Source organism: Streptomyces sp. NPDC021100, assembly GCF_044333095.1.
In the GTDB taxonomy this organism is placed as follows: domain Bacteria; phylum Actinomycetota; class Actinomycetes; order Streptomycetales; family Streptomycetaceae; genus Streptomyces.
The window spans coordinates 111,237-132,183 of record NZ_JBIRQH010000011.1 but is presented as its reverse complement, the minus strand read 5'-3'; the positions used below and the strand labels follow the sequence as shown (position 1 = coordinate 132,183).

The 20,947-nt window shown below is 71.0% G+C and carries 21 protein-coding genes; 11 read left to right on the top strand and 10 right to left on the bottom strand.

The window, feature by feature from the left end; translation table 11 throughout:
• Positions 1-88: 88 nt before the first annotated feature.
• Genes pgl through tkt form a run of 5 tightly spaced genes read right to left on the bottom strand, consistent with a single transcriptional unit; the run spans position 89 to position 6,700 of the window.
• Positions 89-871: a 6-phosphogluconolactonase gene (gene pgl / locus ACH4PU_RS20945; protein ID WP_398273914.1), complete on the bottom strand. Its 783-nt coding sequence runs from the start codon at positions 869-871 to the stop codon at positions 89-91.
• Positions 868-1,944, bottom strand: a complete 1,077-nt coding sequence (opcA, locus tag ACH4PU_RS20940; protein ID WP_398273911.1) for a glucose-6-phosphate dehydrogenase assembly protein OpcA — start codon at positions 1,942-1,944, stop codon at positions 868-870. Before opcA ends, pgl begins: the two co-directional genes overlap by 4 nt.
• Positions 1,941-3,464, bottom strand: coding sequence for a glucose-6-phosphate dehydrogenase (gene zwf, locus ACH4PU_RS20935; protein WP_398273908.1), 1,524 nt, complete (start codon positions 3,462-3,464; stop codon positions 1,941-1,943). Before zwf ends, opcA begins: the two co-directional genes overlap by 4 nt.
• Before the next feature lies 1 nt (position 3,465).
• Positions 3,466-4,581: a transaldolase gene (tal, locus tag ACH4PU_RS20930; protein WP_398273905.1), complete on the bottom strand. Its 1,116-nt coding sequence runs from the start codon at positions 4,579-4,581 to the stop codon at positions 3,466-3,468.
• A 37-nt stretch (positions 4,582-4,618) separates the two neighbouring features.
• Positions 4,619-6,700 (bottom strand): transketolase, encoded by a 2,082-nt coding sequence (gene tkt, locus ACH4PU_RS20925; protein WP_398273902.1) that lies wholly within the window; start codon positions 6,698-6,700, stop codon positions 4,619-4,621.
• Between the two features lie 450 nt (positions 6,701-7,150).
• Here tkt and ACH4PU_RS20920 point away from each other — a divergent pair, with 450 nt between their 5' ends.
• Together ACH4PU_RS20920 and ACH4PU_RS20915 are read left to right on the top strand one after the other, a co-directional pair.
• Positions 7,151-8,095 (top strand): heme o synthase, encoded by a 945-nt coding sequence (locus tag ACH4PU_RS20920; RefSeq protein ID WP_398273899.1) that lies wholly within the window; start codon positions 7,151-7,153, stop codon positions 8,093-8,095.
• Positions 8,096-8,187: 92 nt separating this feature from the next.
• Positions 8,188-8,562 (top strand): hypothetical protein, encoded by a 375-nt coding sequence (locus tag ACH4PU_RS20915; RefSeq protein WP_398273896.1) that lies wholly within the window; start codon positions 8,188-8,190, stop codon positions 8,560-8,562.
• An 83-nt stretch (positions 8,563-8,645) separates the two neighbouring features.
• On the opposite strand, the gene ACH4PU_RS20910 is transcribed toward ACH4PU_RS20915, so the two are convergent.
• The 3 genes from ACH4PU_RS20910 to ACH4PU_RS20900 form a co-directional block, all read right to left on the bottom strand.
• A complete protein-coding gene (locus ACH4PU_RS20910; RefSeq protein WP_398273893.1) occupies positions 8,646-9,632 on the bottom strand; it encodes a heme A synthase in 987 nt (328 codons plus the stop codon).
• A 107-nt stretch (positions 9,633-9,739) separates the two neighbouring features.
• Positions 9,740-10,528, bottom strand: a complete 789-nt coding sequence (locus tag ACH4PU_RS20905) for an ABC transporter permease (protein WP_398273890.1) — start codon at positions 10,526-10,528, stop codon at positions 9,740-9,742.
• Positions 10,525-11,484 (bottom strand): ABC transporter ATP-binding protein, encoded by a 960-nt coding sequence (locus ACH4PU_RS20900; RefSeq protein WP_398273887.1) that lies wholly within the window; start codon positions 11,482-11,484, stop codon positions 10,525-10,527. Before ACH4PU_RS20900 ends, ACH4PU_RS20905 begins: the two co-directional genes overlap by 4 nt.
• Positions 11,485-11,634: 150 nt before the next feature.
• On the opposite strand from ACH4PU_RS20900, the gene ACH4PU_RS20895 reads away from it, so the two are divergent.
• Genes ACH4PU_RS20895 through ACH4PU_RS20860 form a run of 8 tightly spaced genes read left to right on the top strand, consistent with a single transcriptional unit; the run spans position 11,635 to position 18,291 of the window.
• Positions 11,635-12,465 (top strand): helix-turn-helix transcriptional regulator, encoded by an 831-nt coding sequence (locus tag ACH4PU_RS20895; RefSeq protein ID WP_398273883.1) that lies wholly within the window; start codon positions 11,635-11,637, stop codon positions 12,463-12,465.
• Complete coding sequence (gene sufB / locus ACH4PU_RS20890) at positions 12,462-13,883, top strand: Fe-S cluster assembly protein SufB (protein ID WP_398273880.1); 1,422 nt, start codon at positions 12,462-12,464, stop codon at positions 13,881-13,883. Before ACH4PU_RS20895 ends, sufB begins: the two co-directional genes overlap by 4 nt.
• Before the next feature lie 59 nt (positions 13,884-13,942).
• Positions 13,943-15,124 (top strand): Fe-S cluster assembly protein SufD, encoded by a 1,182-nt coding sequence (gene sufD / locus ACH4PU_RS20885; protein WP_398273877.1) that lies wholly within the window; start codon positions 13,943-13,945, stop codon positions 15,122-15,124.
• The gene (locus ACH4PU_RS20880) at positions 15,121-15,450 is read left to right on the top strand and encodes a non-heme iron oxygenase ferredoxin subunit (protein WP_004951646.1); all 330 of its coding nucleotides are present in this window, start codon (positions 15,121-15,123) and stop codon (positions 15,448-15,450) included. Before sufD ends, ACH4PU_RS20880 begins: the two co-directional genes overlap by 4 nt.
• Positions 15,451-15,457: 7 nt before the next feature.
• Positions 15,458-16,222: a Fe-S cluster assembly ATPase SufC gene (gene sufC / locus ACH4PU_RS20875; RefSeq protein WP_185943737.1), complete on the top strand. Its 765-nt coding sequence runs from the start codon at positions 15,458-15,460 to the stop codon at positions 16,220-16,222.
• Positions 16,219-17,475: a cysteine desulfurase gene (locus ACH4PU_RS20870; protein WP_398273871.1), complete on the top strand. Its 1,257-nt coding sequence runs from the start codon at positions 16,219-16,221 to the stop codon at positions 17,473-17,475. Before sufC ends, ACH4PU_RS20870 begins: the two co-directional genes overlap by 4 nt.
• A gap of 13 nt (positions 17,476-17,488) precedes the next feature.
• The gene (gene sufU, locus ACH4PU_RS20865) at positions 17,489-17,962 is read left to right on the top strand and encodes a Fe-S cluster assembly sulfur transfer protein SufU (protein ID WP_398273868.1); all 474 of its coding nucleotides are present in this window, start codon (positions 17,489-17,491) and stop codon (positions 17,960-17,962) included.
• A complete protein-coding gene (locus ACH4PU_RS20860) occupies positions 17,959-18,291 on the top strand; it encodes a metal-sulfur cluster assembly factor (protein WP_398273865.1) in 333 nt (110 codons plus the stop codon). The genes sufU and ACH4PU_RS20860 overlap by 4 nt, the downstream gene beginning before the upstream one ends.
• 96 nt (positions 18,292-18,387) lie before the next feature.
• Here the strand turns inward: ACH4PU_RS20860 and ACH4PU_RS20855 are convergent, their stop codons facing one another.
• Positions 18,388-18,825 (bottom strand): hypothetical protein, encoded by a 438-nt coding sequence (locus ACH4PU_RS20855; protein WP_398273862.1) that lies wholly within the window; start codon positions 18,823-18,825, stop codon positions 18,388-18,390.
• Between the two features lie 152 nt (positions 18,826-18,977).
• Here ACH4PU_RS20855 and ACH4PU_RS20850 point away from each other — a divergent pair, with 152 nt between their 5' ends.
• Positions 18,978-19,496 carry a hypothetical protein gene (locus tag ACH4PU_RS20850; protein WP_398273859.1) on the top strand — a complete coding sequence of 173 codons (519 nt, stop codon included), beginning with the start codon at positions 18,978-18,980 and terminating at the stop codon, positions 19,494-19,496.
• Between the two features lie 15 nt (positions 19,497-19,511).
• On the opposite strand, the gene ACH4PU_RS20845 is transcribed toward ACH4PU_RS20850, so the two are convergent.
• On the bottom strand, positions 19,512-20,939 hold the full coding sequence (locus ACH4PU_RS20845) for an FAD-dependent monooxygenase (protein ID WP_398273856.1): 1,428 nt from the start codon (positions 20,937-20,939) through the stop codon (positions 19,512-19,514).
• Positions 20,940-20,947 lie beyond the last annotated feature (8 nt).

The window sequence follows — 20,947 nt, the reverse complement described above, 5'->3', positions numbered from 1 at the left end:
CGCTTCGGGGGTGCGGGGCCCGCCCCGCAAGAAACGGTGAAATGGGGGTGCCCCCTCTGGGGGAGGGACCGGGGCACCCCCACGCCCGTCAGGGCGAAGACGGCGGATACAGATCCCGCGGCAGCTGCGAAGCCGCCGGCTGATCGAGCAGCCACAGCGTGCGGCTGCGGCCGTATGCCCCGGCGGCAGGGGCCTGGACCTCGCCCGCCCCGCTCAGCGCCAGCGCCACCGCGTTGGCCTTGTCCTCGCCCGCCGCCAGCAGCCATACCTCCCGCGCCGCGCGGATCGCCGGCAGGGTCAGGGAGATGCGGGTCGGCGGGGGCTTGGGGGCGCCGTGGACGCCGATGACCGTGCGGTCGGTCTCCCGGACGCCCGGCAGCTCGGGGAAGAGCGACGCGATGTGGGTGTCCGGGCCGACGCCCAGCAGGAGGACGTCGAAGGAGGGCACGGGGCCGTGGTCCTCCGGGCGGGCCGCGGCGGCCAGTTCGGCGGCGTACGCCTCGGCCGCCGCGTCGGCGTCGTCGTACCGGCCGTCGGCCGCGGGCATGGCGTGCACCCGGGCCGGGTCCAGGTCCACGGCGTCCAGCAGGGCGTCGCGGGCCTGGGTGACGTTGCGCTCGGCGTCGCCGTCGGGCAGGTAGCGCTCGTCGCCCCACCACAGGTCGAGGCGTGACCAGTCGACCGCGTCCCGGGCGGGCGAGGCGGCGAGGGCCGCGAGCAGCCCGTTGCCGTTGCGCCCGCCCGTGAGGACGACGGAGGCCGTGCCGCGCGCGGCCTGGGCGTCCACGATCTTCGTGATCAGCCGGGCCGCGGCGGCCCGCGCCATCAGCTCCTTGTCCCGGTGGACGACGATCTGCGGCGCGGTGCTCACTTGTCCGCCGCCTTCTTGGACGCGGCCTTCTTCGGGGCGGGCTTGCTCTCCGAAGGCTCCGAGGGCTCGGAAGCGGGTTCCGAGGTCTTCGCCGCCTCCGGGGACTTCGGCGGTGCGCCCGCCGCCGGTGCCACCGCCGGTCCGCCCGCCTCCGCCAGCCGCTCCACGCCGTACTTCAGCGCGGACTCGTAGATGGTGTCCGGGTCGAGCCGGCGCAGCTCCTCGGCGAGGAGCTCGGCGGTCTCCCGCCGCTTGAGCGCCACGGCGCGGTCCGGCTGGCCCTTCATGCTGAGCTTGGCCAGCGAGCCGTCCGGGCGGTCCAGGGTGATGGTGCCGTCCTTGGTCTCCAGGCGGACGGCCGTGAGGCCGGGGCCGTCGGAGACGGTGCGGCGGGCCGGGACGCCGAGGCGGTCCGCGAGCCACATGGCCAGCAGTTCGCCGCTGGGGTTGTAGCCCTCGCCCTCGACCTCGGCGGCGGTGACCTCGACGGCCTGCTGGTCCAGGGCCGCCGCGATCATCGAGCGCCAGGGGGTGATCCGGCTCCAGGCCAGGTCGGTGTCGCCGGGCGCGTAGTTCGCGGCGCGGGCCGCGAGCTCCGAGACCGGGTCCTCGGCCGCGTAGGTGTCGGTGACGCGGCGCTGGGCGAGGACGCCCAGCGGGTCCTTGGCCGGGTGCAGCGGCGAGTTGACCGGCCACCACACGACCACGGGCGCGTCCGGCAGCAGCAGCGGCAGCACGACCGACTGGGCGTGGTCTATGACCTCGCCGTAGAGCCGTAGGACGACCGTCTCGCCGGTGCCGGCGCTGGTGCCGACTCGGACCTCGGCGTCCAGCCGGGCCTGCGCGCGGTCGCGCGGGGAGCGGCTGACGCGCTTGATGACGACGAGCTTGCGCGACGGGTGCTCGCGGGACGCCTCGTTGGCGGCCTTGAGCGCGTCGTAGGCGTGCTCCTCGTCGGTGACGATGACCAGCGTGAGGACCATGCCGATGGCGGGGGTGCCGATGGCGCGGCGCCCCTGGACCAGAGCATTGTTGATCTTGCTGGCCGTGGTGTCCGTGAGATCGATCTTCATGGCCGACGCCAGCTCCGTCCGTCTCGTGCGAGCATCTCGTCCGCCTCGACCGGCCCCCAGGTGCCGGCCGGGTAGCGCGCGGGCGTGCCGTGCTTGTCCCAGTACTCCTCGATCGGGTCGAGGATCTGCCAGGAGAGCTCGACCTCCCGCAGACGCGGGAACAGGTTGGCGTCGCCGAGCAGCACGTCGAGGATGAGCCGCTCGTACGCCTCCGGGCTGGACTCGGTGAACGACTCGCCGTAGGCGAAGTCCATCGAGACGTCCCGGACCTCCATCGAGGTGCCCGGCACCTTCGAGCCGAACCGCAGGGTGACGCCCTCGTCCGGCTGCACCCGGATCACCAGGGCGTTCTGCCCCAGCTCCTCGGTGGCGGTGTCGTCGAAGGGGGAGTGCGGGGCGCGCTGGAAGACGACCGCGATCTCGGTGACGCGGCGGCCGAGCCGCTTGCCGGTGCGCAGGTAGAAGGGGACGCCCGCCCAGCGGCGGTTGTCGATCTCCAGCTTGATCGCGGCGTAGGTGTCGGTCTTCGAGTGCGGGTCGATGCCCTCTTCCTCGCAGTACCCGACGACCTTCTGGCCGCCCTGCCAGCCGGCCGCGTACTGGCCGCGGACGGTCTCCTTGCCCAGGTCCTTGGGCAGCCGGACGGCGCCCAGCACCTTGGTCTTCTCGGCGACCAGGGCGTCCGCGTCGAAGGAGGCGGGCTCCTCCATGGCGGTCAGCGCCAGCAGCTGGAGAAGGTGGTTCTGGATGACGTCGCGCGCGGCGCCGATGCCGTCGTAGTAGCCGGCCCGGCCGCCGATGCCGATGTCCTCGGCCATGGTGATCTGCACGTGGTCCACGTAGGACCGGTTCCAGATCGGCTCGAAGAGGGTGTTGGCGAAGCGGAGCGCCAGGATGTTCTGGACGGTCTCCTTGCCCAGGTAGTGGTCGATCCGGAAGACCTCGTTGGGCGGGAAGACGTCGTGGACGATGCTGTTGAGCTCCTGCGCGCTCTTCAGGTCGTGGCCGAACGGCTTCTCGATGACCGCGCGCCGCCAGGACTTCTCCGTCTGCTCGGCCAGGCCGTGCTTCTTGAGCTGCTGGACGACGGTGGGGAAGAACTTCGGCGGGACCGACAGGTAGAAGGCGAAGTTGCCGCCCGTGCCCTGGGCCTTGTCGAGCTCCTCGATGGTGTGCTTGAGGGTCTCGAAGGCGTTGTCGTCGTCGAAGTCGCCCTGGACGAAGCGGCAGCCCTGCACCAGTTGCTGCCACACCTCCTCGCGGAACGGCGTGCGCGCGTGCTCCTTGACGGCGTCGTGCACGATCTGCGCGAAGTCCTCGTTCTCCCAGTCGCGGCGGGCGAAGCCGATGAGGGAGAAGCCCGGCGGCAGCAGGCCGCGGTTGGCGAGGTCGTAGACGGCCGGCATCAGCTTTTTACGGGACAAATCGCCCGTGACGCCAAAGATGACCAGGCCGGACGGCCCCGCGATACGCGGGAGCCGCCGGTCCTGTGCGTCACGCAGCGGGTTGCTGCGGGTCAATTCACGCCTCCGGTGCGAGGCGCTTGAGCTCCGCCTCCGTGGACTTCAGCAGGTCGTTCCAGGACGCCTCGAACTTCTCGACGCCCTCGTCCTCCAGCAGCTGGACGACCTCGTCGTACGAGATCCCCAGCTTCTCCAGCGCGTCGAGCTCGGCCTTGGCCTGCTCGTACGTGCCGCGGACGGTGTCGCCCTTGACGTCGCCGTGGTCGGCGGCGGCCTCCAGGGTGCCCTCCGGCATGGTGTTCACCGTGTTCGGGGCGACCAGGTCGTCCACGTACAGGGTGTCCTTGTACGCCGGGTCCTTGACGCCGGTCGACGCCCACAGCGGACGCTGCTTGTTGGCGCCGGCCTTCTCCAGGGCCAGCCAGCGGTCGGAGGAGAAGACCTCCTCGTACGCCTGGTAGGCGAGGCGGGCGTTGGCCAGCGCAGCCTTGCCGCGGAGCGCCTTGGCCTCCTCGGTGCCCAGCGCGTCCAGGCGCTTGTCGATCTCGGTGTCCACGCGGGACACGAAGAAGGACGCCACCGAGTGGATCAGCGACAGGTCCAGGCCGGCCGCCTTGGCCTTCTCCAGACCGGTCAGGTAGGCGTCCATGACCGCGCGGTAGCGCTCCAGCGAGAAGATCAGCGTGACGTTGACGCTGATGCCCAGGCCGAGGGTCTCGGAGATGGCCGGCAGGCCCGCCTGGGTGGCCGGGATCTTGATCAGGGTGTTGGGGCGGTCGACCAGCCATGCGAGCTGCTTGGCCTCGGCGACGGTGGCGTGGGTGTCGTGCGCCAGCCGCGGGTCCACCTCGATGGACACCCGGCCGTCCTGGCCGTCCGTGGCGTCGAAGACCGGCCGCAGGATGTCGGCGGCGTCACGCACGTCCGCCGTCGTGATCATGCGGATGGCCTCCTCGACGGTGACCTTGCGGACCGCGAGGTCGGACAGCTGCTGCTCGTAGCCGTCGCCGCTGGAGATCGCCTTCTGGAAGATCGACGGGTTGGTGGTGACACCGACCACGTGGCTGTCGTCGATCAGCTCGCGCAGGTTGCCGGACGTGATGCGCTTGCGGGACAGGTCGTCCAGCCAGATCGCGACGCCTTCCTCGGAGAGGCGCTTGAGTGCGTCTGTCATGGGTTCTACATCTCCTACTGGATCGTGTGCTTGCGCGTCAGCGGCGGCCGGCGTCGGCCAGCGACTCGCGGGCGGCCTCGACGACGGCTTCCGAGGTCAGACCGAACTCCTGGAACAGCACCTGGTAGTCGGCGGAGGCGCCGAAGTGCTCCAGCGAGACGATCCGGCCGGACTCGCCGACGTAGCGGTGCCAGGTCAGGCCGATGCCCGCCTCGACGGCCACCCGGGCCTTGACGTCCGGCAGCAGGACGCCGTCGCGGTACGCCTGGTCCTGCTCCTCGAACCACTCGACGGACGGCATCGAGACCACGCGGGTCGGGACGCCCTCGGCCTGCAGGGTCTCGCGGGCCTCGACGGCCATCTGGACCTCGGAGCCGGTGGCGATCAGGATCACCTGCGGCCGGCCGCCCTCGGCCTCGAACAGCACGTAGCCGCCCTTGGCCGCGCCCTCGTTGGCCTCGTAGGTCGGGACGTTCTGGCGGGTGAGGGCCAGACCGTGCGGGGCCGGCTTGGTGGCGTGGCGCTTCATGATCTCGCGCCAGGCGATGGCCGTCTCGTTGGCGTCGGCCGGGCGGACCATGTTCAGGCCCGGGATGGCGCGCAGGGCGGACATGTGCTCGACCGGCTGGTGCGTCGGGCCGTCCTCGCCGAGGCCGATGGAGTCGTGCGTCCACACGTAGGTGACCGGCAGCTTCATCAGCGCGGCGAGCCGGACGGCGGGGCGCATGTAGTCGGAGAACACCAGGAAGGTGCCGCCGTAGACGCGGGTGTTGCCGTGCAGCGCGATGCCGTTCATGGTCGAGCCCATGGCGTGCTCGCGGATGCCGAAGTGGATCGTGCGGCCGTACGGGTTCGCCTCGGGGAGCGGGTTGCCCTCCGGGAGGAACGACGAGGTCGCGTCGATCGTGGTGTTGTTCGAGCCGGCGAGGTCGGCGGAGCCGCCCCACAGCTCGGGGATGACGCCGCCGAGGGCCTTGAGGACCTCGCCGGACGCCTTGCGGGTCGCGACGGACTTGCCGGCCGGGAAGACCGGGAGGACCTTCTCCCAGCCGTCGGGCAGCTCGCCCGCGTTGATCCGGTCGAAGTCGGCGGCCCGCTCCGGGTTGGCCTCGCGCCACTTGGCGAGCTTCTTCTCCCAGGTGGCGTGGGCCTCGCGGCCGCGGTCGACGACCTTGCGGACGTGCGCGAACACGTCCTCGTCGACCTGGAAGGTCTGCGCCGGGTCGAAGCCCAGCACCTCCTTGGTGGCGGCCACCTCGGCGTCGCCGAGCGCCGAGCCGTGCGCGGCCTCGGTGTTCTGCGCGTTCGGGGCCGGCCAGGCGATGATCGTGCGGGCCGCGATCAGCGAGGGACGCTCGGTCTCCTCCTGCGCCGCCTTCAGCGCCGCGTACAGCGCCTGGACGTCGAAGTCGCCGTTGGGCGCCTGCTCGATGCGCTGGACGTGCCAGCCGTACGCCTCGTACCGCTTGAGGACGTCCTCGGAGAGGGCCGTCGCGGTGTCGCCCTCGATCGAGATGTGGTTGTCGTCGTAGAGGGCGACGATGTTGCCGAGCTTCTGGTGGCCGGCCAGCGAGGACGCCTCCGCGGAGATGCCCTCCTCCAGGTCGCCGTCGGAGACGATCGCCCAGATGGTGTGGTCGAAGGGCGACTCGCCCTTCGGGGCCTCGGGGTCGAACAGGCCGCGCTCGTAGCGGGCGGCCATGGCCATGCCCACCGCGTTGGCGATGCCCTGGCCCAGCGGGCCGGTGGTGGTCTCCACGCCGCGGGTGTGGCCGTGCTCCGGGTGGCCCGGGGTCTTGCTGCCCCAGGTGCGGAAGGCCTTGAGGTCCGACAGCTCCAGGCCGTAACCGGCCATGAAGAGCTGGACGTAGAGGGTCAGGCTGGTGTGACCGGGCGAGAGGACGAAACGGTCGCGGCCCGTCCAGTCGGCGTCGCTGGGGTCGTGCCGCATCAGCTTCTGGAAGAGCAGGTACGCGGCGGGGGCCAGGCTCATGGCCGTACCGGGATGGCCGTTGCCGACCTTCTGCACGGAATCCATGGCCAGGACGCGGGCTGTGTCGACGGCCCGCTGGTCCAGTTCGGTCCACTCGAGGTCTGTGGTGGTCGGCTTGGTGCTCACCCTAGGTCAGGGCTCCTCTCCACATGGTTTCACTTGCCGGGGGCGGTATGTTCCGCCACGACGCGGCGATCCCGAGCCTACCCCCGTGGGGACCGGCGTCCTTTCCGCGTGCTCCCGGCCGACGGTCGGCAGCTCTCCGGCTGCCCGCCACACGCCCCGGGCAACCGGACCGGGGTGGTAAAGATTCCCGTCCGGCGGGTGTCCGTCATGTGTCCAGCGTGCGGTGCGGCGCCGCGGCGCGCCTCTCGGAGGGGGCTCGCGGGGCGTCCGTCCGGAGTGCGCCGGGGGCCGCCGGAGCCCGGTTTCGCCCGGATTCCCCGGGGACCAACACGACCCACCCCGGCGGAGGCCGTGCCATGCCCTGCGTCTAGAGTGGCTTGGTACGCGCAAGCCTTACCCGGCAGAACGGGCCGGATGTGCTTGCTGGCCTTATCTCTGTCAGGGGTGTGCGTGACGGCCGTCGAATCCCGTCCTGCGGGGGTACTCGTCGAGAGCCCCGGTCATCACCGGCCGTTCGGGGCCCGTGTCAAGGCTTTCGTGGCGCTGACGAAGCCGCGCGTCATCGAGCTGCTGCTGATGACGACGGTCCCGGTGATGTTCCTCGCCGCCAAGGGCGTCCCGGACATGTGGCTGGTGCTGACGACCTGCCTCGGCGGCTACCTCTCCGCCGGCGGCGCGGGCGCGTTCAACATGTACTACGACCGCGACATCGACGCCATGATGGACCGGACGTCCCAGCGCCCGCTGGTCACCGGCATGGTCTCGCCGCGCGAGTGCCTGGTCTTCGCCGCGGCGCTCACCGTCGGTTCGACCGTCTGGTTCTGGTTCCTGGTCAACCCCCTGTCGGCGATGCTCTCGCTCGGCGCCTCCCTCTTCTACACCGTCGTCTACACGATGATCCTCAAGCGCCGCACCGCGCAGAACATCGTGTGGGGCGGCATCGCGGGCTGCCTGCCGGTCATCATCGGCTGGTCCGCGGTGAAGAACGAGGTCTCCTGGGCCTCCCTGATCCTCTTCCTCGTCATCTTCTTCTGGACGCCGCCGCACTACTGGCCGCTGTCGATGAAGGTGAAGGACGACTACGAGCGGGCCGGCGTCCCCATGCTGCCGGTCGTCGCGGGCAACAAGGCCGTCGCGCGGCAGATCGTCCTCTACAGCTGGGTGATGGTCGGCGTCTCCCTGCTGCTGACGCCGCTCGGGTACACCGGCTGGTTCTACACGGTCGTGGCCGTGGCCTGCGGCGCTCTCTGGCTCAAGGAGGCGCACGCCCTCCAGGCCCGCGCCAAGGCCGGGATCACCGGGGCGAAGCTGAAGGAGATGCGGCTCTTCCACTGGTCCATCACCTACGTCTCGCTCCTCTTCACCGCGGTCGCGATCGATCCCTTCCTGCGGTAGTCCTCACGTCGCTTCGCACGGGCGGCGCGGGTGGTCAAAGCCACCCGCGCCGCCCGTCGCCATTCCGGCTACCCGTCGGTAGCATCCTGGTCATGGCAGACACCAAGCAGGCCGGCGACACGGAGGCCGGGAACGCCCCGCTGGACGCCAGGGCGCAGCGGCGGGCGGCCCGGCTGGCCAAGCAGATCGGCGACTTCGCACGGACCCACGGCGGGAGCGCGGAGGGACAGCTCGCCCACATAGGACGGGGCAGGACCCGGATCGCCCTGGTGGGCGCGAACGGGGAGTGGGGGAACCTGGTGGCTCCCTCCTACGCGACGGCGGAGAAGGCTCTCGAACTCGCCGCGCCGGCCGGGCTGACCGTTCACGAGGACTTCGACGGGGAGATGGCCGCGAAGGTGCGGACGGGTCCGTATGAGTGGTCGCGGATGGCCGGGATGCAGATGGGCGGGCCGTCCAACGGCTGAGGCCGTGGCAGGGGAGACGCCGGAGGGGCGGACACGGGTTCGTGTCCGCCCCTCCGGCCGTACGGGTCTTTCGGCTGGGTCTCTCAGCGCTCCGCGCCGGCCAGGGCCGCGGGCTCGGGCTCCGCGGCGGGGGACGGGAGCGTCACCAGCTCGCCGCGGTCCCGCAGCGAGAGGAAGGCCCGCAGGGTGGCGATCCAGACCAGGCAGGACCCGAACATGTGCGCCCCGACGACGATCTCGGGGGAGTCGTTGAAGTACTGCACGTAGCCGACGACGCCCTGGAGCATCAGGACGGCGAACAGCTCCACCACGCGGCGGCGCGGTCCGCCCGGCGCCTTCACGGCCCGCAGTGCGAACCACAGCGCCACGGTCAGGCCGAGCACGATGAACACCAGGTCCACGTGGAGCTGGGTGATCTCGCGGAAGTTGAGCGGGATGCGGTGGACGTCCTTGGAGGCGTCGCCCGCGTGCTGCCCGGAGCCGGTGACCACGGTGCCCGCCACGATCAGCAGGACCGTCGAGACCACGAGCACCCAGCTCAGCTGGCGGACCGGCCGGGCCACCAGGTCGCGCGGCGCGTCGTCGCCCTCCCCGGACCGCTGCCACATGAGCACGGCCACGGTGAGCAGGGCCGTCGCGGCGAGGAAGTGGGCGGCGACGATATACGGGTTGAGGCCGGTGAGGACCGTGATGCCGCCGATGATGCCGTTGCTCGCGACGATCCAGAACTGCGCCCAGCCCAGCCGCGTCAGGTCGCGGCGGCGCGGGGTCCGGGCGCGGGCCGCGATGATCGCGATGCCGACGACCACGCAGAGCACGTAGGTCAGCATGCGGTTGGTGAACTCGATGATGCCGTTGATGCCCATCGCGGGGGTGGGCGTCAGGCTGTCCTCGGTGCAGGTCGGCCATGTCGGGCAGCCCAGGCCGGACTGTGTCAGCCGGACCGCGCCACCCGTCACCACGATGATCACGGCCATGACGACACAGGCGAACGAGGCCCGCCGGACGAAGCGCGCGGACGGCTGCCAGCGGTCGGCGACGGCCTGCAGGGGATTCAGCGAATTCGGCACGGCCTCATCGTAAAGGCCCGCTTGTGCATGGATTCACGAGGGGTGGGGCGCGGCGCGAAAGCCGAGGTGAGCGCCTGTGCCGGCGGCGCTCACCCCGGCCTGAGGAGTTACTCCCAGCGGAAGAAGCGGCCCGCCGCGCCCAGGCCCAGCACCGCCCACACCGCGAGGACGCCGAGATCCCGCCAGGGCATTCCGGCGCCGTCCCGCAGCACGTCCCGGAGCCCGTCGGAGAGGGCCGAGATCGGCAGCAGCTCCAGCGCCGCCCGCGCGGCGTCCGGGAACCGGTCCAGCGGCACGATCACGCCACCGCCGACCAGCAGCAGCAGGAACACCAGGTTCGCCGCCGCCAGCGTCGCCTCCGCCTTCAGCGTGCCCGCCATCAGCAGGCCGAGACCGGAGAACGCGGCCGTGCCGAGGACGAGCAGCAGGAGCACGGCGAACGGGTTGCCGTGCGGCGACCAGCCGAGCGCGAACGCGATCACCGTCAGCAGGACGACCTGGAGGACCTCGGTGACCAGCACCGACGCCGTCTTGGCGGTCATCAGCGCCCAGCGCGGCAGCGGGGACGCGCCGAGCCGCTTGAGCACGCCGTAGCGCCGGTCGAAGCCGGTGGCGATGGCCTGCCCGGTGAAGGCCGTGGACAGCACGGCCAGCGCGAGGATGCCAGGGGCGAGGAAGTCGACGGCCTTGCCGTCTCCGCCCGTCTTCCCAGTAGGCACAGCCACTACGTCCACCGTGCTGAAGAGGACCAGCAGCAGCGTCGGGATGACGACCGTCAGCAGCAGTTGCTCGCCGTTGCGCAGCAGCATCCGGGTCTCCAGCGCGGCCTGCGCCCGGATCATCCGGGGGAGCGGGGCGGCGCCGGGGTTCGGGGTGAAGGTTCCCGGTGTGGTCATGCGCGCAGCTCCCTGCCCGTGAGTTCCAAGAAGACGTCCTCCAGCGTGTGCCGCTCGACCGCTATCCGGTCCGGCATCACGCCGTGCTGCGCGCACCAGGTGGTGACCGTGGCGAGCAGCTGCGGGTCGACGGAGCCGGTGACCCGGTACGAGCCGGGAGTGAGCTCCACGGCCGCGCAGTCGGCGGGTAGGGCCTTCAGGAGCGAGGTGACGTCCAGGCCGGCCCGGCCGGTGAAGCGGAGGGTGTTCTCCGCGCCGCCCTTGCAGAGCTCCTCGGGGCTGCCCTGGGCGATGACCCGGCCGGCGTCGATGATCGCGACGTCGTCGGCGAGTTCCTCCGCCTCCTCCATGTGGTGGGTGGTGAGCACGACGGTGACGCCGTCCTCGCGGAGCTCCCGGACCAGGTCCCAGGTCGCGCGGCGCGCCTGGGGGTCGAGGCCGGCCGTCGGCTCGTCCAGGAAGACCAGCTCGGGGCGGCCGACCACGGCCATGGCCAGGGAGAGCCGCTGCTGCTGGCCGCCGGAGAGCCGGCGGTACGCGGTGCGTCCGCAGGTGCCCAGGCCGAGGCGTTCGATCAGCATGCCGACGTCCAGCGGGTGGGCGTGCAGCGCGGCCATGTGCCGCAGCATCTCGTCGGCGCGGGCGCCCGAGTGGACGCCGCCGCTCTGGAGCATCACGCCGACGCGCGGGCGGAGGGCGGCGGCGTCGGCCACCGGGTCGAGGCCGAGCACGCGGACGGTGCCGGCGTCGGGGCGGCGGTAGCCCTCGCAGGTTTCGATGGTGGTGGTCTTGCCGGCCCCGTTGGGGCCGAGGACGGCGGTGAGGGTGCCGGCCGCGACGGACAGGTCGAGACCGTCCACCGCGGTCTTCCGCCCGTACCGCTTGACGAGGCCGTGGACCTCGACGGCCGGCACGCGGCCGGGGGTCCGGGACTCGCCCGGGGTGGCGCTGCGCATGGCAAGGAAGTCTACGAACCCCGCGGCCCCCCGGACCCCGCCGGGGGGCGGGATCGCCGTGCCGGTTAGGTGACCCTTAGTGATCGAGACCACCGGCGGGCGGGGCGTCGAGGCTTGTCCCGGCTCAGGTAATTACGCAACAATGGTGTTGTGAAATACGCGGGCGAGGCACCGGAAGGGCCCGCGGCCGGTACGGCCGCCGGGCCGGGCCGGCGCGTGCCCGCTTCCGGGCCGGGCCCGGCGTCCGCCGTCCCCGCGGCTCGCGAGGAGCAGCGCGCCCACGACGAGCAGCGCGGCACCCGCGCCCGCGTGGCCCGCTCCATCCTCGACCACGGTCCGTCCACCGCCGCCGAGCTCGCCCTGCGCCTGGAGCTCACCCAGGCGGCGGTCCGCCGCCATCTGGACGTGCTGGCCGCCGAGGGCATGGTCGAGCCCCGCGAGAAGCGGGTGTACGGCGCCCGTACCCGCGGCCGCCCCGCCAAGGTCTTCGTCCTGACGGACTGCGGCCGGGACGCCTTCGACCAGGCCTACGACAAGCTCGCGGCCGACGCCCTGCGCTGGATCGCCCAGGCCGCCGGAGGCGGCGAGATGGGCGAGGCCGCGGTCGCCGCGTTCGCCCGGGCCCGGATGGCCGCCCAGGCCGAGGGCTACCGGGCCGCCCTGGAGGCCGCGCCCCCCGAGGAGCGGGCCCGCGCGCTGGCCAGGGCATTGACCGAGGACGGGTACGCTGCTACGGCGCGCACAGCGCCGGTCGGCGAACAGCTCTGCCAGCACCACTGCCCGGTCGCCCATGTCGCCGAGCAGTTCCCGCAGCTGTGCGAGGCGGAGACCGAGGTCTTCTCCCGCCTGCTCGGGACGCATGTGCAACGTCTTGCCACCATCGCCCACGGCGACGGGGTGTGCACGACGTTCATCCCCAAGACAGCGTTCACCAAGACGACCACCGCATCCACCAGCACGGCCGGGAGGAACCCCGCATGACTCTCCCCACGGAGACTGCCCACCCTGAGCTCGAGGGCCTGGGCACGTACGAATACGGCTGGGCCGACTCCGACGCGGCCGGCGCCGCGGCCAAGCGCGGCCTCTCCGAGGAGGTCGTCCGCGACATCTCGGCCAAGAAGTCCGAGCCGGAGTGGATGCTCAAGCTGCGTCTGAAGGGCCTGCGGCTCTTCGGCAAGAAGCCCATGCCGACCTGGGGCTCCGACCTCACGGGCATCGACTTCGACAACATCAAGTACTTCGTCCGCTCCACCGAGAAGCAGGCCGCCTCCTGGGAGGACCTGCCCGAGGACATCAAGAACACCTACGACAAGCTGGGCATCCCCGAGGCGGAGAAGCAGCGCCTCGTCGCCGGTGTCGCCGCCCAGTACGAGTCCGAGGTCGTCTACCACCAGATCCGTGAGGACCTGGAGGAGCAGGGCGTCATCTTCCTGGACACCGACACCGCCCTGAAGGAGCACCCCGAGCTCTTCCAGGAGTACTTCGGCACCGTCATCCCGGCGGGCGACAACAAGTTCGCCTCGCTGAACACGGCCGTGTGGTCCGGCGGCTCCTTCATCTACGTCCCGCCGGGCGTCCACGTCGACATCCCGCTCCAGGCCTACTTCCGGATCAACACGGAGAACATGGGCCAGTTCGAGCGGACGCTGATCATCGTCGACGAGAACGCCTACGTGCACTACGTCGAGGGCTGCACCGCCCCGATCTACTCCTCCGACTCGCTGCACAGCGCCGTCGTGGAGATCATCGTCAAGAAGGGCGGCCGCTGCCGCTACACGACCATCCAGAACTGGTCGAACAACGTCTACAACCTGGTCACCAAGCGCGCCGTGGCGTACGAGGGCGCGACCATGGAGTGGATCGACGGCAACATCGGCTCCAAGGTGACGATGAAGTACCCCGCCGTCTACCTGATGGGCGAGCACGCCAAGGGCGAGACGCTGTCCATCGCCTTCTCCGGCGAGGGCCAGCACCAGGACGCCGGCGCCAAGATGGTCCACATGGCGCCCAACACCTCCTCCAACATCGTCTCCAAGTCGGTGGCGCGGGGCGGCGGCCGCACCTCGTACCGCGGTCTGATCGAGATCGGCGAGGGCGCCCACGGCTCCAAGTCCAACGTGCTGTGCGACGCGCTGCTGGTGGACACCATCTCCCGCTCGGACACCTACCCCTACGTGGACGTCCGCGAGGACGACGTGTCCATGGGCCACGAGGCGACCGTCTCCAAGGTCAGCGACGACCAGCTCTTCTACCTGATGAGCCGCGGTCTGTCGGAGGACGAGGCCATGGCGATGATCGTGCGCGGCTTCGTCGAGCCGATCGCCCGCGAGCTGCCGATGGAGTACGCGCTGGAGCTCAACCGGCTGATCGAGCTGCAGATGGAAGGCTCGGTCGGCTGACGCCCGCCGCCTTCGACCGCAGCGACCCTTTTTGACAGGAAGAGAGCACCACGACAGCCATGGCTGACAACACTCCCGCCGGCAGCACCACCGACGGCGCCATCCAGGTGGGCGGGGCCAAGCAGCCCATCGACGCGCGGGTCAGCGCCCCCGCCTCGTACGACGTCGCCGACTTCCCCGTGCCGCACGGCCGCGAGGAGGAGTGGCGGTTCACCCCGCTGGAGCGCCTCCGCGGTCTGCACGACGGCACGGCGGTGGCGGACGGCGCCGGCGTCAAGGTCGAGGTGACCGCCCCCGAGGGCGTCACCGTGGAGACCGTCGGCCGGGACGACGCCCGGCTCGGCAAGGCCGGCAAGCCCGTCGACCGGGTGGCCGCCCAGGCGTACAGCTCCTTCGAGAAGGCGTCCGTCGTCTCGATCCCCAAGAACACCGTGCTCACCGAGCCCGTGCGGATCGCCGTGCACGGCGAGGGCGGGGTGGCCTTCGGCCACCAGGTCGTCGAGATCGGGGCCTTCTCCGAGGCCGTCGTCATCATCGACCACACCGGTGACGCCACTCTGGCCGCCAACGTCGAGTACCTGCTCGGCGACGGCGCCAAGCTCACCGTCGTCTCCGTCCAGGACTGGGACGACTCGGCCGTCCACGCCGCGCAGCACACTGCGCTCGTCGGCCGCGACGCCCGCTTCAAGTCCGTGATCGTCACCTTCGGCGGCGACCTGGTCCGGCTGCACCCGCGCGTCGTCTACGGCGCCCCCGGCGGCGAGGCCGAGCTCTACGGCCTGTACTTCACCGACAACGGCCAGCACCAGGAGCACCGCCTCTTCGTCGACCACGACACGCCGCACTGCCGCAGCAACGTGGTCTTCAAGGGCGCCCTTCAGGGCAAGGACGCGCACGCCGTCTGGATCGGCGACGTCCTCATCCGCGCCGCGGCCGAGGGCACCGACACCTATGAGCTCAACCGCAACCTCGTCCTCACCGACGGCGCCCGCGTCGACTCGGTCCCCAACCTGGAGATCGAGACCGGTGAGATCGTCGGCGCCGGCCACGCCTCGGCGACCGGCCGCTTCGACGACGAGCAGCTGTTCTACCTGATGGCCCGCGGCATCCCCGCCGACGAGGCCCGCCGGCTGGTCGTCCGCGGCTTCTTCGCCGAGCTCGTCCAGCAGATCGGCGTCCCCGAGCTGGAGGAGCGCCTCATCGCCAAGATCGAGGCCGAGCTGGAGGCGTCCGTCGCATGACCTACGTACGCGTCGCCGCGCTCGGGGAGCTGGAGGAGGACACGCCCAAGCGGGTGGAGGTCGACGGCACCCCCGTGTCGATCGTCCGCACCGAGGGCGAGGTCTTCGCCATCCACGACATCTGCTCGCACGCCAACGTCTCGCTCTCCGAGGGCGAGGTGGAGGACTGTGCCATCGAATGCTGGCTGCACGGCTCCACCTTCGACCTGCGCACCGGAAAGCCCTCGGGTCTCCCGGCCACCCGACCGGTCCCCGTTTACCCCGTCAAGATCGAAGGAGACGGCCCAGACGCGTCTGTGCTCGTTTCCATCACCCAGGAGTCCTGAGTTCCCCATGGCAACGCTTGAGATCCACGACCTGCACGTCTCCGTCGACGCCGAAGGCGGCCCCCGGGAGATCCTGCGTGGCGTCGACCTGACCGTGAAGCAGGGCGAGACCCACGCCATCATGGGCCCGAACGGCTCCGGCAAGTCCACCCTGGCCTACTCGCTGGCCGGTCACCCCAAGTACACGATCACCGGCGGCACCGTCACCCTCGACGGCGAGGACGTCCTGGAGATGTCCGTCGACGAGCGCGCCCGTGCCGGCGTCTTCCTCGCCATGCAGTACCCGGTCGAGGTGCCCGGCGTCTCCGTCTCCAACTTCCTCCGCACCTCCGCCACCGCGATCCGCGGCGAGGCCCCCAAGCTGCGCACCTGGGTCAAGGAGGTCAAGGAGTCCATGGCGCGCCTGCACATGGACCCCGCCTTCGCCGAGCGCAACGTCAACGAGGGCTTCTCCGGCGGTGAGAAGAAGCGGCACGAGATCCTCCAGCTGGAGCTCCTCAAGCCGAAGATCGCGATTCTGGACGAGACCGACTCGGGCCTGGACGTCGACGCGCTGCGCATCGTCTCCGAGGGCGTCAACCGGGTCCGTGAGACCGGTGAGGTGGGCACCCTGCTGATCACGCACTACACCCGCATCCTGCGCTACATCAAGCCGGACTTCGTGCACGTGTTCGCGAACGGCCGCATCGCCGAGTCCGGCGGCGCCGAGCTCGCGGACAAGCTGGAGGAAGAGGGCTACGAGGCGTACACGACGGGAGGCGTCACCGCGTGACACAGATTCCGGGGCTCCTCGACACCGAGGCGATCCGCAAGGACTTCCCCATCCTCGACCGCGTCCTGCACGACGGCAAGAAGCTCGTCTACCTGGACAACGCGGCGACGTCCCAGAAGCCGCGCCAGGTGCTCGACGTCATCAACGAGTACTACGAGCAGCACAACGCCAATGTGCACCGCGGCGTCCACGTCCTCGCCGAGGAGGCCACCGCGCTGTACGAGGGCGCGCGTGACAAGATCGCCGCGTTCGTCAACGCTCCCAGCCGCGACGAGGTCATATTCACCAAGAACGCCTCGGAGTCGCTCAACCTCGTGGCGAACATGCTCGCCTGGGCCGACGAGCCCTACCGGGTGGACCACGACACCGAGATCGTCATCACGGAGATGGAGCACCACTCCAACATCGTCCCGTGGCAGCTGCTCGCGCAGCGCTCGGGCGCGAAGCTGAAGTGGTTCGGCCTGACCGACGACGGCCGGCTCGACCTGTCGAACATCGAGCAGGTCATCACCGAGAAGACCAAGGTCGTCTCGTTCGTGCTGGTCTCCAACATCCTGGGCACGGTCAACCCGGTCGAGGCGATCGTCCGGCGCGCCCAGGAGGTCGGCGCGCTGGTCGTCGTCGACGCCTCGCAGGCCGCGCCGCACATGCCGCTGGACGTCCAGGCGCTCCAGGCCGACTTCGTGGCCTTCACCGGCCACAAGATGTGCGGCCCGGACGGCATCGGCGTGCTGTGGGGACGCCAGGAGCTGCTGGAGGACCTGCCGCCGTTCCTCGGCGGCGGCGAGATGATCGAGACCGTCTCGATGCACTCGTCCACCTACGCCCCGGCGCCGCACAAGTTCGAGGCCGGTACGCCCCCGATCGCCCAGGCCATCGGCCTCGGCGCGGCCGTGGACTACCTGACCTCGATCGGCATGGAGAACATCGCGCGGCACGAGCACGCGATCACCGAGTACGCGATCCGGCGGCTCCAGGAGGTCCCCGACCTCCGGCTGATCGGCCCCACCACGGCCGAGGACCGCGGCGCCGCGATCTCCTTCACGCTCGGCGACATCCACCCGCACGACGTGGGCCAGGTCCTCGACGAGCAGGGCATCGCCGTCCGGGTCGGCCACCACTGCGCGCGGCCGGTCTGCCTGCGGTACGGAATTCCGGCGACCACGCGGGCGTCGTTCTACCTGTACTCCACCCCCGGCGAGGTCGACGCGCTGGTCGAGGGGCTGGAGCACGTCCGGAACTTCTTCGGCTGATGGGCAGCGGACTGTGAAGCTTGATTCGATGTACCAGGACGTCATCCTGGACCACTACAAGCACCCGCACGGCAGGGGCTTGCGGGACGGCGACGCCGAGGTGCACCACGTCAACCCGACGTGTGGCGACGAGATCACCCTGCGCGTCCGGCTCTCCGGTGAGACGATCGAAGACGTCTCGTACGAGGGCCAGGGCTGCTCGATCAGCCAGGCCAGCGCCTCGGTCCTCAACGAGCTGCTGGTCGGCAAGGAGCTCGGCGACGCCCGGCGGATCCAGGAGACCTTCCTGGAGCTGATGCAGTCCAAGGGCCGGATCGAGCCGGACGACGCGATGGAGGAGGTGCTGGAGGACGCGGTGGCGTTCGCCGGCGTCTCCAAGTACCCCGCGCGGGTGAAATGCGCTCTCCTGAGCTGGATGGCGTGGAAGGACGCGACCGCCCAGGCGCTGGGCGAGCACCCCGAGAGCACTGCGAGGAAGACCGCATGAGCGACGAAGTGACCACCAAGCCGGCCACCGAGGAAGAGGTCCGCGAGGCCCTGTACGACGTGGTCGACCCCGAGCTGGGCATCGACGTCGTCAACCTCGGCCTGATCTACGGCATCCACATCGACGACGCCAACATCGCCACCCTCGACATGACGCTGACGTCCGCGGCCTGCCCGCTGACCGACGTCATCGAGGACCAGGCGAAGTCCGCGACCGACGGCATCGTCAACGAGCTCCGGATCAACTGGGTCTGGATGCCGCCGTGGGGCCCGGACAAGATCACCGACGAGGGCCGGGAGCAGCTCCGCGCCCTCGGCTTCAACGTCTGAGTACGGCCTCCGCCGACGCGAGCGGCCCGCCCCCGGTAGGTCCGGGGGCGGGCCGTCGCCGTTTCCGCTGTGCGCGAGTGCCTGTTCCGCGGGTGCCTACAGGGTCACGGTCCGCTCGGTGCGGAAGCCGCTGAAGCCGTCGTTCGGGTCGAAGTAGTGGAGGGAGACCTTCACCTTGCTGCCCTTGGCGAACGCGCCGACGCCGCCCGTGGTCAGGTACATCTGGGCCGTGTGGGTGTTGTAGTCGCAGACCAGCTTGTCGGTCTTGAGGATGCCGGCGGCGCTCACCTCGTTGTGCCCCGGCTTGGGCAGCTCGTCGGCGTTGGCGACGATCCACTCCTGCGAACCCTCGTCACAGGAGTAGGTGACGTCCACCGTGACACCGGGCGCCTTCAGCGCCACCTTGTCGAACGTCAGCGAGTAGTTCTTGGCCGCGGCCCCCGGCGCGGTCGCCAGCGCGCCGACCCCCAGCAGCAGCACGGCGGCTCCGGTTCCGGCGAGTCGGCGGGCGGTGGTGCGGGACGTGTTGTTCATGGAGATCCTTCCCCCCTGGAAGATGTGAACGCCTGTTCGATCACGGGTCTGATGCTAGATCAGCTCACCGGCTTCGCCAGCGCTTTTCCGCCACGGATAGCCTCGGTGATTCATCGTCGAGGCGGCCCATGGGGGCGTTGCAAGGGTCAGTGATGACGGGCTGGGGTGATCCCGGGCGGCGTCTTGTCCGCTTCCTGTTCGGTTCCGTGCCGCGGTTCCTGGCCACCGGGGTGGCGGCGGGTGTCCTGGTGGTCGGCGGTCTCGTCGGGGGCGTGAGGCTGAGCTCGGACGGGCGGGGGTGTCCGGAAGCGGTCGCCCGGGTTTCCGAGGCGGACGTGGCGGGGGAGTACGAGGGGGCGGACGGGATGAGCGTGCGTCTTCGGTATGACCCGGGGACGGAGCGGGGGACGTTCTCCGTGACGCACTGGCCGTACGAGTGGTCCCCGTCTTATCGCAAGGAGAAGGCGTTCGACGCGGCGGGGACGTGGAGCCTGTCCCAAGCCCCTGGTGTCGCGGAAACGCGGGTGCGGCTGTCCTTCGACGGCCAACCGGCGCATCGCCGGCCGCTGGAGACGCTCGTCGTCGGCCGGGACGGGGACGAGCGGGTGCTGTCCAAGGAGACGGACCCGGACAACTGCCCGTCCACGGTTCTGCGGCGCGCCGGAGGCTGAGCCCGGGCGGGCGGGTCAGGAGGCGGCGCCGAACCACCGTTCCAGGGTCGCTTCCAGGCCGTTCCCGGCCGTCGTGCCCGCCCAGCAGATGTAACCGTCCGGGCGGAGGAGGAGGGCTTCGGCGTCCGGGCCGGCGGAGGCGGTGGTGAGGTCGACGCGGTCCGACCACCTGGCGGCGAGGGTGGCGAGGGCCGGGGTGGGGGAGGGGGCGAGGAGGAGGCCGCGGGCGGTCGGGAGGCGGGGGCCTGGGAAGCGGGTGCCCAGGAGAGGGTGGGCGGGAGTATCGGGGCCCATGGGGTAGCGGATGTCGAGGCCGGAGATCATGCCGGCGACGCGGCGGTTGGCGGCCGGTTCCGCGAGGAGGCGGGTGACGAGGGAGCGCAGGGCGCGTACGTCGTCGTCGGGGTGGAGGAGGGCGACCTGGGCGCGGGTGTTCTCCAGGACCGCCGCCCCGACCGGGTGGCGTTCGGTGTGGTACGTCTCCAGCAGGCCGGACGGCGCGTGGCCGTGGACGGTGGCGGCGAGCTTCCAGCCGAGGTTGAAGGCGTCCTGCACCCCGAGGTTGAGCCCCTGGCCGCCCGCCGGGAAGTGGATGTGGGCCGCGTCGCCGGCCAGCGGCACCCGGCCGGCGACGTACCGTTCCGCCTGCCGGAAGGCGTCGGTGAACCGGGACGCCCAGCGGACCTCGCGGAGGGCGAAGTGCGGTGCGGGGCCGGTGGCGAGGGCGGCACCCACCTCCTCGGCGGTGACCGGGGCGTCGCGGGCCACCGTCTGGTCCGGGGCGGCGAAGAGGAAGCGGTGGACGCCGTCGCCGAGCGGCATCAGGGTGGGGCCGTCCCGCACGTCGAACACGGGCAGGCACCACTCGGTGGGCAGCGCCTCGTGGGGCTCCGGCACGATGTCCGCGACGACCAGGGAGATCCGTCCGTCGCGCCCGGGGAATCCGACGCCCAGTTCGCCGCGCACCCGGCTGCGTCCGCCGTCCGCCCCCACCAGGTAGGCGGCGCGCAGGGTGGTGGTGCCGTCCGGGCCGGCGACGGTGGCGGTCACGCCGTCCGCGTCCTGGGCGAGGCCGGTGAGTTCGCGGCCGCGGAGTACGGGGATGCCGTAGGTGGCGAGGTGCTGCTCCAGGAACCGCTCGACGCGGGCCTGCGGGATGCCCACCTGGTAGGGGAAGCGGGTGTCGAAGACCGAGTAGTCCAGGGGGATGCCCGCGAAGTGGCCGCGCGGCAGGGTGGTGAGGGCCAGCTCGGCGATGGGCTCCAACCAGCCGCGCAGGTCCAGGACTTCGGCGGTTCGGGGCTGGAGGTTGAGCGCGCGGGACTGGCCGCTGCGTTCGAGGGTGCGTTCCAGGACGACGGTACGGACGCCGGCGAGGCCGAGTTCGCCGGCGAGCGTCAGGCCGGTGGGGCCCGCTCCTACGATGACGACGTCGGGACGCACGCTGGTAC

Coding starts and splice junctions, on each gene's coding strand:
- sufD (WP_398273877.1), top strand. CDS start 13,943: ATGGCTGACAACACTCCCGCCGGCAGCACCACCGACGGCGCCATCCAG.
- ACH4PU_RS20915 (WP_398273896.1), top strand. CDS start 8,188: ATGGCAGACACCAAGCAGGCCGGCGACACGGAGGCCGGGAACGCCCCG.
- ACH4PU_RS20855 (WP_398273862.1), bottom strand. CDS start 18,825: ATGAACAACACGTCCCGCACCACCGCCCGCCGACTCGCCGGAACCGGA.
- ACH4PU_RS20860 (WP_398273865.1), top strand. CDS start 17,959: ATGAGCGACGAAGTGACCACCAAGCCGGCCACCGAGGAAGAGGTCCGC.
- ACH4PU_RS20880 (WP_004951646.1), top strand. CDS start 15,121: ATGACCTACGTACGCGTCGCCGCGCTCGGGGAGCTGGAGGAGGACACG.
- ACH4PU_RS20905 (WP_398273890.1), bottom strand. CDS start 10,528: ATGACCACACCGGGAACCTTCACCCCGAACCCCGGCGCCGCCCCGCTC.
- tal (WP_398273905.1), bottom strand. CDS start 4,581: ATGACAGACGCACTCAAGCGCCTCTCCGAGGAAGGCGTCGCGATCTGG.
- sufB (WP_398273880.1), top strand. CDS start 12,462: ATGACTCTCCCCACGGAGACTGCCCACCCTGAGCTCGAGGGCCTGGGC.
- ACH4PU_RS20900 (WP_398273887.1), bottom strand. CDS start 11,484: ATGCGCAGCGCCACCCCGGGCGAGTCCCGGACCCCCGGCCGCGTGCCG.
- opcA (WP_398273911.1), bottom strand. CDS start 1,944: ATGAAGATCGATCTCACGGACACCACGGCCAGCAAGATCAACAATGCT.
- sufC (WP_185943737.1), top strand. CDS start 15,458: ATGGCAACGCTTGAGATCCACGACCTGCACGTCTCCGTCGACGCCGAA.
- ACH4PU_RS20850 (WP_398273859.1), top strand. CDS start 18,978: ATGACGGGCTGGGGTGATCCCGGGCGGCGTCTTGTCCGCTTCCTGTTC.